An 11,125-nucleotide genomic window follows, 5' to 3' on the forward strand; every position below is an offset into this window, starting at 1 on the left:
GTTTATATATTGGGAATGGGGAATGGGGAATGGGGAATAGGGAATTGGGAATTTGGAATGGGGAATTGGGAATGGGGAATTGGGGAGAATAACATTTCCTCTTTCCCCTCTGCCCCCTGCTCCCTTGCTTCTTCCCCAGTCCCCAGTACCCAGTCCCCTTTACCGTCTAGAACGTCTGCGGAGTCTATCAATCACAACTGCCAAAATAATTACTAGTCCCTTGACAACTAGTTGCCAGAAGTAAGATAGGTTCAACAGAGTTAAACCGTTGTTGAGAATAGCAATAATTAATGCACCTAAAAGAGTGCCGCCAATAGTACCAATACCACCTGTAAAGCTGGTTCCACCAAGAATAACAGCTGCGATCGCATCTAATTCGTAACCTTGACCTAATACGCCACTAGCACTATAAAGACGGCTAGCACTCATTATTCCTGCTAAACCTGCCAGTAAGCCACTAATACCATAGACGAATAGCAACACCCGATTAACTTTAATCCCAGTTAATCTGGCTGCCCGTTCGTTACCGCCAACAGCATATATCTGCACTCCTAAAACAGTTTGTCGCAGCACAAACCAGCTAGCGATTACGGTCAGTAGCGCAATGATTACTAGCCACGGCAGGGGGCCGACATAATTATTACCCACCCAAGCAAAATTGATGTCTGGGTTAATCAGCGTTGCTCCCTTGGCAACTAAAAAGGCAACACCCCGCAAAGCTGTAAGTGAACCTAATGTGACAATAAAAGGTGGCACATCCAAAAAGGTGATGAGAGCGCCATTGATTAACCCTAAAAGCAATCCCGCCAGCAACGCAGCAGGCACGGCCGCCCAACTTAAAGCCGGCAGCAGTGATACCAGTAAGGAAACTACGGCAGAAACAGCCAATATTGACCCAACTGAAAGGTCAATCCCTCCGGTGAGAATCACAAAGGTCATTCCTGTGGCCAGCACAATATTGATTGATGACTGACGCAAGATATTAACGATGTTACTGCCTGTGAGGAAGTTGGGAGAAAGGAATGCAAATAAGATGCAGATAATTACTAAGATTGGCAGAATACCCGCAACTTCCAGCAGAGTGCTGATTGATTTCCGATTGCGGGATGCGGGATTGTTGGCTAATTTATTGGCAGGTGGTCTGACTGTCTGACTCATGATTCTAATACCTCCGATGCTCCAGTTGCATAATGCATAATCTTTTCTTGGGTGATTTCTTTGCCAAGACTACCGTCCAGTTCGCCTACCAGTTGTCCCTCTCGCATCACTAAGACGCGATCGCTCATGCCGACAATCTCCGCTAGTTCGCTGGAAACCATTAAAATAGCTACACCTTGCGCTGCCAATTCGCTCATAATTCGGTAAATTTCACTTTTGGCACCGATATCTACGCCGCGTGTCGGCTCATCTAACATCAGTACTCTCGGTTTAATGGCTAACCAACGCGCTAGCATTAGCTTTTGCTGATTACCACCAGAAAGATCCAGCGCTCTGATTTCCAAATTGGCTAGGCGGATATTAAAGTTTTCCACCGCCTCTGTTGACAGCCGATTAACTGAACCCCAGTTAACAACTCCACCCTTTGCATCTTGCTTGAGTGTGTTGATGGCAATATTCTTGCGGGCGCTCATCTCCAGAAATAAACCTTGGTCTTTGCGGTCTTCTGGGACGTAGCCAATTCCGGCAGCGATCGCATCACTGGGCGAATTAATTTCTAGTTTTTTGCCATTCAAAAATACTTCACCACTGGCTTTGCGGTCAGCACCAAAAATCAGCCGCGATAGTTCTGTGCGTCCTGCACCAACTAACCCCGCTAAACCGAGAATTTCTCCAGCATGAAGTTCAAAACTAGCCGGCTCAATCTTCTTGCGGGCATCACTCATATTTCTGACTTCTAGCACCACCGGGCCAGGATTCATTTGCCGTTGATGTTCGTAAAAGTCTTGCATGGAGCGACCAACCATCATCTGCACCAATCGCTGTGGAGAAATTTCGCTGCGTGTGAGACTGCCTATATATTGACCATCCCGCAGCACGCTAATCCGGTCAGCTAAGGCATAGATTTCTTCCATCCGATGGCTGATGTAGATAATGGCAATACCATCACTCCGTAGTTTGCGAATTACCTCAAATAAATGGTCGCTCTCCCGGTCAGATAGGGCTGCTGTTGGCTCATCCATCACCAAAACGCGGCTTTTGTCCTTCAGCGCCCTGGCAATTTCTACTTGCTGCTGTTCTGCGATCGATAAAGTACTAACTACAGTCTGCGCTGTAAAATTGGCTCCAAGACTGTCCAGCACTTGCTCTGCTTCCAGTTGCATAGCTTTGCGGTCTAAAAACTGACCTCGCCGCAACTCGCTACCCATAAACATATTTTCGGTAACGGTTAAATTAGGTGCAACATTCAGTTCTTGATAAATAAGATTAATACCAGCTTTACGTGCTGTCGCCGGATCGGTAATTTTGAGGGGTTGACCATTGATGCGAATTTCTCCTTCATCGGCAATATAAGCTCCAGCCAGGATTTTCATCAATGTGCTTTTGCCTGCTCCGTTTTCACCCATGAGGGCGTGAACTTCTCCCGGATAAATCGTGAGATTGACATTTTGGAGCGCGGATACACCGTGAAATCGTTTCGTAATCCCTTGCATTTCTAATACAGGGGTGGTGGTTGGTGTATCAGTAAATGAGGTTTCAATATTTGTTGTCATGAGCAGAACCTCTAAAAACAATTTAAAAATTGCATCGTGAGTTAGAAATCAATAAACTCACACTTGATATGAAATTAAGATCATCACAAAATCATGTTTTAAATAGCGATCGCTATCTTGGAAACTTCTAAAGGTCGTCTTCCAAAATTTAGAACTTTTCGCAAATGCATATATACATCATGAGTATGGGCAAAAAGTCTGTCAATGCATCAAAAGACTCAACTCAGATTAGAAATAATAAAAATTGTAAATTTACAATTTTTATTATTTACCAGCCTTTTTCTGTGCTGACATTATCTTTTGTAATTAACTTAACTGGAATCAAAATTGTCGGATTGCTAGGTTTGTTCCCATTTAAAATGTCGTTGCCAACCTGGACTGCTTTTTCGGCCATTCCTCGCGGATTTTGAGTAGCAGTTGCAGCATATAAACTATTTTTAGAAGCGATCGCAGTGATTGCTTCTGGCGCACCATCAACCCCAACAATAAAGAACTCTTTACGTTGTGCTTGGTTAGCTGCTAGTTCCGCACCAACTCCACTCGGATCGTTGATGGCAAAAACAGCATCAATCTTCGGAAAGGTTGTAAGCAAATCAGTCATAACTCTAAGTCCTCCATCCCGACTACCCCCTGCATTCTGATTTTTAGAGAGGATTCTGATATTGGGATATTTAGACAATACATTCTCGCAGCCATTAACTCGCTGAATTACCGAATCCACTGGCGGCCCGTTAACTATTACTACATTGCCTTTACCTTTAAGGCGGTCAGCAATATATTTGCAACTAACTTCTCCAGCTTGAACATTATTAGTAGTGATGGTGGCATCCACACCTCCCTCTGCACCTGTGTCTACAGCAATGACAATTTTACCTGCTTGTTTTGCTCTTTCAACTATTGGTTTAATTCCACTTTTATCAGCAGCATTCAAAACAATGATGTCAGTATTTGCAGCCGTAAAATTCTCAATTTGATTAGCTTGTTGGTTAAGGTCATAAGCACTGGAAGCTATAATAACGTTGACATCTTTTCCACCAATTCTCTTCGCTTCTGCCTCAACAGCTTGTCCCATAACAACGAAGAAAGGGTTACTTAGATCGCCAACAGTGAAGGCAACCGATCGCAACTTTCTATTCCCAGTGGCGGTTTTAGTTTCTGCACTAGTATTGGTAGCAGGTTTAATATCAGTGTTAGTAGCAATGTTGCCATCGGGAGAACTATTCGTACAGCCGATAAAGCTGCCACTAATGATACCTAGTATACTAGCTGCGATTATGCGAAGCGCAACACCAGAAGTAAACGGAATCTTTTTTACATTCATATATCTCCTAAAAGTCATTCTTACTTACACCAAATTTAGAAACGATGTATTTTTCAAAAAACAGAGTAAAGTCTTGCAACCCTCTTATATCAAGCCTTTTCTATGTATTGGAAATACAAATTACGTTAGCGTAGCGGTAGCGAGTCTGCGAGTGTCATTACGAATTACGAATTAGTATTACCAGCCTTTGTAGCTGCTGAGGTTATCTCTAGTAACCAATTTGACTGGAATTAGAATGTCAGATGACTCAGGTTTTTTACCCTGGATGATGTCGTTGCCAATCTGAACTGCTTTTTCGGCCATACCTGCGGGATTTTGCGCCGCAGTTGCAGCAAATACACCATCTTTGTCTTCCATTGCTTTGGTTGCATCTGGCGAACCGTCAACCCCAACAATAAAAAATTCTTTGCGTCTTGCTTGTCTAGCTGCTAAGTCTGCGCCAACACCGCTTTGATCGTTCGTGGCAAAAACGGCATCTATTTTGGGAAAGGTTGTGAGTAAATCACTCATTACTCTCAATCCTCCATCCCTTGTCCCTTCGGCATTTTGCTCTTTAGAGATGAGTTTGATATTAGGATATTTGGATAATGATTCCTCGCAGCCACTAACTCGCTGATTGATTGAATCCATCGGCGTACCGTTGAGAATGACTACACTACCTTGACCTTTGAGGCGATCGGCTATATATTGACAAGCAACTTCACCAGCTTGGGTATTGTTGGAGCTAATCATTGCATCTACATCTGCATCCACGGCTGAATCTACTGCAATGACAACCTTACCTGCAAGCCTTGCTTGGTCAATTACTGGTTTAACTCCTTTTTTATCAACAGCACTGAGGATAATTAAATCAGTATTCGCAGCAGTAAAATTTTCAATTTGGTTGCTTTGTTGGTTCAAATCAAAGCTACTGGAAACCGCATTAACTCTAATATTACCGCCGATTTTCTTAGCTTCTGTCTCTGCACCCTTTTGCACTGCATTATAAAAAGGGTTTCCTAAGTCACCCAAGGCGACACCGATTGTTTGTAATTTTCTACTTGGACTATTAACTGTAGTCTCTAAACTAGTGTTGGTAGCAGTATTAGTACCATTAGCAGCAGAGTTTTCATTTGGAGCGCTATTTGTGCAGCTCGCAAAAGTGAAACCTAATATGCCAACTATGAGCGCAATTGTCTTCATATTTGTCTTATTATTAACAACGGATTTAAATTTGATAAAGGTCAACAGAATATTAAATATGTCTCAAAACTCAGACTCGATCTAATATTCCTACAGGCTTTGGCATTTTCAACTATTATTTAACATCGTGTAACTAATTTGATGTGAGTTGCTGCTATTAAGTCCATTACACTTAATAGATGTTTATCTTTAAAGCAAAGCGATGACGGCTACACTACGTCATAAAATTTGTTTCTTAGTGAAAATACTTTTTTAAGATGTCTAGAATCAAATTACCTTTTCAGCAAAATTTATAGAAAAGGATATTATTTAACTTGAGAACTTATGCTTGTCTTTTTATGAGTTTATCCTTCCTTGGTACAAAAATGAGCTTTATTGATTGAATTTTACAGAATGAAGTAAGGTTTTTAATCTATCTTTAGTTGAAACTCTTGGGATTCTAGTATTGGAAAATGTTAAGTATTTTTAAGATTAAGTAAATTCAAAAAACTTAACATTCCCAGAATGAAATATCATAATTTAGCTTGGAGGATAACCAGTTTTAGATTTTAGATAATGCAGCTGAAAAATTTCAAATTCTAAGCTTGAAACCAGTTTGCAGTAACCATATTGAAATATAGGGTTAATCTGAAATCCCAAATCTGAAATTGATTAACTGCTTTTAGCATCTCCTAAAAAAAATGGAGATTTTTTAGCACAGCAATAGCTAGTAATTGGGTATCAGCAGTTTAAAACTTTAACGTCGCGGGTAAGTATTTAGCCACTAAATCTTCGTAGTATGGTCTTAACTTTTGCCAATCGGGAGGAGTAGGATTTTTTGAATACAAATCATAAGGATTAAATAATTTAACCCATTTAAACATTTCACGATCGCGATTATCCATCAAATGGTTATATGCGTTTTCGCGGTGTTGAGGATAAAATGAGTGATAGCGAAGCATATACAATGCAGGTTCAGGTAAATAGTTTTTCATCATCTGATAAAAATATTCATCATGACCCCATGAGATATGTACATTAATCAATCCACAATTCGGCTCGTAAATACCATATTTAGTGTTGTAATTGGGATTATTGTAATCAGGGTTTTCTTGGAAAAATTCTGAAAAAACAATTTTATCAGAGAATGCACAACCCACAGGATAAGTATCACCGACGGTAGCCCATTGAGGTTCACCAAATAGACAAAGTACCTTCCCCATATCGTGAAAGAAGCCGGTAAGTACCATCCAATCAGGATGACCATCAGCACGAATGGCTTCTGATGTTTGCAATAGATGCTGTAACTGATCCATATCTGTATCGGGATCTGAATCATCTACTAATTGATTCAAAAATTCAACTGCATCCCAAACAGACATTTCTTTTTTATCAAACTTGAGAAAATTCTTTTCTTTCTCAAGGACAAAATTATATGTTTGATTAATATGATTTAACCGATAAAATTCTTTTACTGTGTCTCTGGTAGGCGTTTCATAATTCCTGTACTCTTGAGTGGTTTTACCTTCTTTAACTATGCTATCTGGATCGGGATAACGATTGAGTAAGTCTTCTTCCCACTCTTCTAACGAATGTAAGGGGTTGTTTTGAGCTTGTTCGATGGAATTCTGGAGAATTTGAGACATATCTTGTTACTCGTCGATATTGATTTTTTAAATCGGGTTTTCGCAATATTATGCATAGGTGTGCAAAACCTATTTTTGACTTATTTTTATTTTTGCACACGTGTGCAAAGCCGTGTGTTAAGTTTTTTTTCCATCTGCAAAACTCTGCATAATATTAAATTCCTTGTAGAGACGTTGCAATGCAGCAACGCCGACAAAAGTATTGATAAAGTACACAAAATTTAGAGCGCAGACTTAAAACCAAGTACTTATGCGATCTGTGTAGATATAAGTTTATACCAACAAATAATTCGTTTATTGGATAGATTTTTGAATAAATAGATTTTACACAGGTGTGTATAAAGCTATATTAAGTTTTTTGTCAGCTTTACTTAGAGTAGTATTAAGTTGTCAATTGTATGGTAGACGAATACTTGATAATATTAGCCAACTCTTGCAATTGTTTTATTGCTTCTGCACCCTCCAACTTCATTAATTCGCGATCATCCCACAATTCCATCCAAGTAATTCCGTAATCAGACACGACAAAGCGAATCAGATGCTTGTCTCGCAAGCTAACCATAAATGAAGCACTCTTCATTTGGTTGCCGCAGGTGTAACATGAGGCACAATAACCACGCCGTTCAAGAATAATTGTCAAGGCTTGCAGGTTTATTACCAAGTCTTGGATGAATTCTTGATGTTGTTGCGCTAATCTTAGGAACACTAGTTTTCTCCTACCACTATAGTTATGTGGTTCCTTTTAAAGATTCTTGAGACTGACACCTGACGTATTTAGTTGCCAAAAGTTGTTGTTTTCGTCAAGACGTAATTAATCTTAATCTTGCGGTTGCAACCAATCAGCTAAATCTTCAAAGCCGTTTTAATGTTCTGGACAATTATCTGGGGTGGTTGTGCAACATCCATAGATATGGCATCTAATGGTTCTTCAAGAGTATTAAACTGGCTATTCAGGAGTTTTTCGCTCATGTAATGATTGCTACGCTCTTGCAACCGCATTTGAATCAACTCATAAGGCCCTTTGAGGTAAACTAACTTGATGCGATCGCTATCCGATACCAAAAATTGCCGATAGCTGTCTTTTAAAGCCGAACACGCCAGCACTACATTTTTATTTTCTTGCAGCCAATGTTTGATGGCTGTTTGCAAATCTTGCAACCAAGGCATCCTATCAGCTTCCATCAACGGGATACCGCGCCGCATTTTATCAACATTCTCTGGTGAGTGGAAACTATCAGCATCACTAAACTCCCAGCCTAAAGAGTCTGCTAGCAGTTTTCCTATAGTGGTTTTGCCAGAACCAGATACACCCATGATGATAATAATCATATTTTTTGAAGAAAAGTTAAGTTATTGAGGTAAGAGACAAGAGGTAGGAAATAAGACTATTGAATTTTTGTATGCAAAATGTGAGTTGTATTAAAATTTCTTGACAAATAACCATTGTTTTCTATAATACATATAAACGCACACGTGTGCATTATTTTAAAATCTAAACTAAAAAATGAATAAACGAAGAATTTCAATTGAAGATATTGCTCGCAGAGCAGGTGTTTCTCATTCCACAGTTTCACGTGCTTTGCGGGATAATGCTCTCATTAGCCCGAAAGTACGAGAAGAAATTAAGCAACTGGCGCAGGAGATGAACTATGTGCCAAATGCTATTGCTCAAAGCTTGCAAAATAAACGTACTAATACCATCGGTGTAGTAGTAACTTCCATTGCAGATCCTTTTTTTGCTGAAGTAGTAGACGGCATTGAACAGATAGCCAGACCAGCCGGATTGAGTGTTTTGTTAAGTGCTTCACACCGAGATTTAGAGCAGGAAATGGCAGCGATTGATACCTTCCATCGCCGGAGAGTAGACGGAATCTTAGTAGCCGATTCACGAATTAGCAAACAGCATACAAAGCAACTAACCCAAATTGCTGTACCAACAGTTTTAATTAACAGCCAGACCGAAGATCAATCGGAAATATTTCACTCAGTAGCAATAGACGATCGCTTAGGTGCTAAATTAGCCACAGAGCATTTAATAAGTTTGGGACACACTGCTATTGGTTATTTGGGTGTAAGCGATCGCAGCAAGTCGAATCAGCAGCGCCTAGAAGGATATCAAATGGCTCTTGCTGAAGCTGGTCTACCACAAAATCCTGATTGGGTTGCAATTAGTGACGAGTATGATGCCAGAATCAGCGATGTCGCCACCGGACAAAATATGCTGTCTAAACTATTGACTGCTGAGGTAACAGGCATCTTTTGTTATAACGATATGGTGGCAGTTGGCGCTCTTTTAACTTGCCAAGAACTAGGTATTTTAGTACCACGAAATTTAAGCCTGGTTGGATTTGATGGTATTGCTTTAGGTAGTTACGTTACACCGCCACTTACAACAGTCAGCCAGCCGATGTTAGAAATTGGTGGCTATGCCATGCAAATGTTACTTGATTTATTAGAAGAAAAGACTGTGGAAAACCGCGTTTTATCTCCTTTTCTAGTAGAGCGTGGTAGTAGTGCATTAATAATTCGTAATTAAAAATTAATGACAAGAAAGGTTTCTGATTTTATCTCGTGAGAGTCATAGAAGAGTGTTAATATGTTAACCAAAAAACCGACTTTATCTCCCGATCGCTGCTTTTCTCCAGAACCAGTTCAAAGACGACTAGCTCATCAATTCTTTGACAGTATATCTGCATTACCTTTGGTCTGCCCACACGGCCACGTAGATCCAGCCCTGTTAGCTAATCCAGCAGCCCGTTTTGGTTCACCTACAGAATTATTTATTATCCCTGACCACTACATTTTGCGGATGCTTTATAGTCGGGGCGTTCCTTTGGAAGCTTTAGGGATACCGACTCGTGATACACCAACAGAAACTGACCACCGGAAAATCTGGCAATTGTTCGCCGAACATTTTTATTTATTCCAAGGTACTCCATCAGGGTTGTGGCTCAAAGACGAACTAACTAATGTCTTTGGGGTGGATGAAGCTTTAAATTCTCGTAATGCTGGACGTATCTATGATTATCTGGAAAGTTTATTAGCCTTACCTGAGTTTTCTCCACGTGTTTTATTTAAACGCTTTAACATCGAAGTGCTTTGTACTACCGATGCAGTCAGTGATAACCTAGAGAATCAGCGATCGCTCCACGAAGAAGGTTTCACTCAAATTAGACCAACTTTTCGACCAGATGCAGTAGTTAACCTAGATGCTTCTGGTTGGCGGGAAAATTTGACCAAATTGGAAAGCAGTATCGGGAGAGAAATTAGCAGTTACGCTACTTTTGTGCAAGCTCTAGAAGAACGTCGCGCTTTCTTTAAAAAAGTGGGTGCAACAGCTACCGATCAAGGTGCAGCTACGCCTTATACCACAAGTCTTTCCGACCAAGAAGCAGAAGCTATCTTTGCTAGAGCATTAATTGGCAAACTGAATCCAGGAGATGTGGAGCAGTTTACCGGTCATATATTCATGGAAATGGCTCGGATGAGTGTAGAAGATGGTTTAGTGATGCAAATGCATTGTGGTGTTATGCGTAACCATAACTCAGCTTTGTTTGAGAGATTTGGATCTGATAAAGGTGGTGATATTCCGCTAAACATCGAATGGACTCGAAATTTGCACCCATTGTTGTCAGCTTATGGCAACGATCAGCGCTTCCGTTTAATTATTTTTGGTATGGATGAAAGCACTTATAGCCGAGAGATGGCTCCTTTAGCTGGTCATTATCCTACTATATTGCTCGGGCCGCCTTGGTGGTTTCACGACAGTGTAAATGGCATGGAACGCTACTTCAATCAGGTAATGGAAACTGCTGGAATTTATAATACTGCTGGGTTTAACGATGATACCCGCGCTTTCGTTTCTATTCCAGCCCGTCATAATGTTTGGCGGCGGGTAACTTCTAACTGGTTAGCCGGATTGGTAACACGGGGATTGGTTGACGAAGAGGAAGGGTATGATATGGCCCGCGCTTTAGCTTACGACCTCGCTAAAACTGCTTACAAATTAGACTAATACAAATCAAGCTACTAGAATTAGCCCTTTCAAGGTGACTGAATTATTACCCCCCTTAATCCCCCCTTATAAAGGGGGGAAACAAGAACATCCGGTTCCCTCCCCTTTATAAAGCTACGGTGTACACACTTCTCTGTACAAAACCAAAATCGTGTAGATCCTCCTAAATCCTCCTTAAAAAGGAGGACTTTGAGAGGTTTTTGCCCCCCTTTTTAAGGGGGGTTGGGGGGATCGAAAGGCTCTGGGGCAACTCTAGAAGACTTGTGTGTAC

Annotated in this window: 9 protein-coding genes; 2 read left to right on the plus strand and 7 right to left on the minus strand. The window is 40.6% G+C overall.

What is annotated here, in order from left to right:
• Positions 1–159: 159 nt before the first annotated feature.
• The 7 genes from GNF10_RS31035 to GNF10_RS31065 all read right to left on the minus strand — a co-directional run bounded on the left by GNF10_RS31035 (position 160) and on the right by GNF10_RS31065 (position 8,168).
• A complete protein-coding gene (locus GNF10_RS31035) occupies positions 160–1,158 on the minus strand; it encodes a ribose ABC transporter permease (RefSeq protein WP_185585283.1) in 999 nt (332 codons plus the stop codon).
• The gene (locus GNF10_RS31040; protein ID WP_185585282.1) at positions 1,155–2,711 is read right to left on the minus strand and encodes a sugar ABC transporter ATP-binding protein; all 1,557 of its coding nucleotides are present in this window, start codon (positions 2,709–2,711) and stop codon (positions 1,155–1,157) included. Before GNF10_RS31040 ends, GNF10_RS31035 begins: the two co-directional genes overlap by 4 nt.
• Before the next feature lie 268 nt (positions 2,712–2,979).
• Positions 2,980–4,032 (minus strand): ABC transporter substrate-binding protein, encoded by a 1,053-nt coding sequence (locus tag GNF10_RS31045; protein ID WP_185585281.1) that lies wholly within the window; start codon positions 4,030–4,032, stop codon positions 2,980–2,982.
• Between the two features lie 177 nt (positions 4,033–4,209).
• Positions 4,210–5,214, minus strand: coding sequence for an ABC transporter substrate-binding protein (locus GNF10_RS31050; RefSeq protein ID WP_185585280.1), 1,005 nt, complete (start codon positions 5,212–5,214; stop codon positions 4,210–4,212).
• A 728-nt stretch (positions 5,215–5,942) separates the two neighbouring features.
• Positions 5,943–6,839, minus strand: a complete 897-nt coding sequence (locus GNF10_RS31055) for an inositol oxygenase family protein (protein WP_185585194.1) — start codon at positions 6,837–6,839, stop codon at positions 5,943–5,945.
• A 382-nt stretch (positions 6,840–7,221) separates the two neighbouring features.
• A complete protein-coding gene (locus GNF10_RS31060) occupies positions 7,222–7,545 on the minus strand; it encodes a DUF1815 family protein (protein WP_185585193.1) in 324 nt (107 codons plus the stop codon).
• 137 nt (positions 7,546–7,682) lie between these two features.
• Positions 7,683–8,168, minus strand: a complete 486-nt coding sequence (locus tag GNF10_RS31065; RefSeq protein WP_185585192.1) for a gluconokinase — start codon at positions 8,166–8,168, stop codon at positions 7,683–7,685.
• A gap of 175 nt (positions 8,169–8,343) precedes the next feature.
• Here GNF10_RS31065 and GNF10_RS31070 point away from each other — a divergent pair, with 175 nt between their 5' ends.
• Both GNF10_RS31070 and uxaC read left to right on the plus strand, forming a co-directional pair.
• Positions 8,344–9,375 (plus strand): LacI family DNA-binding transcriptional regulator, encoded by a 1,032-nt coding sequence (locus GNF10_RS31070; RefSeq protein WP_185585191.1) that lies wholly within the window; start codon positions 8,344–8,346, stop codon positions 9,373–9,375.
• Positions 9,376–9,435: 60 nt separating this feature from the next.
• Positions 9,436–10,854: a glucuronate isomerase gene (uxaC, locus tag GNF10_RS31075; RefSeq protein WP_185585190.1), complete on the plus strand. Its 1,419-nt coding sequence runs from the start codon at positions 9,436–9,438 to the stop codon at positions 10,852–10,854.
• The last annotated feature ends 271 nt before the right edge of the window (positions 10,855–11,125 follow it).

The organism is Nostoc sp. UCD121 (assembly GCF_014222285.1).
In the GTDB taxonomy this organism is placed as follows: domain Bacteria; phylum Cyanobacteriota; class Cyanobacteriia; order Cyanobacteriales; family Nostocaceae; genus Nostoc.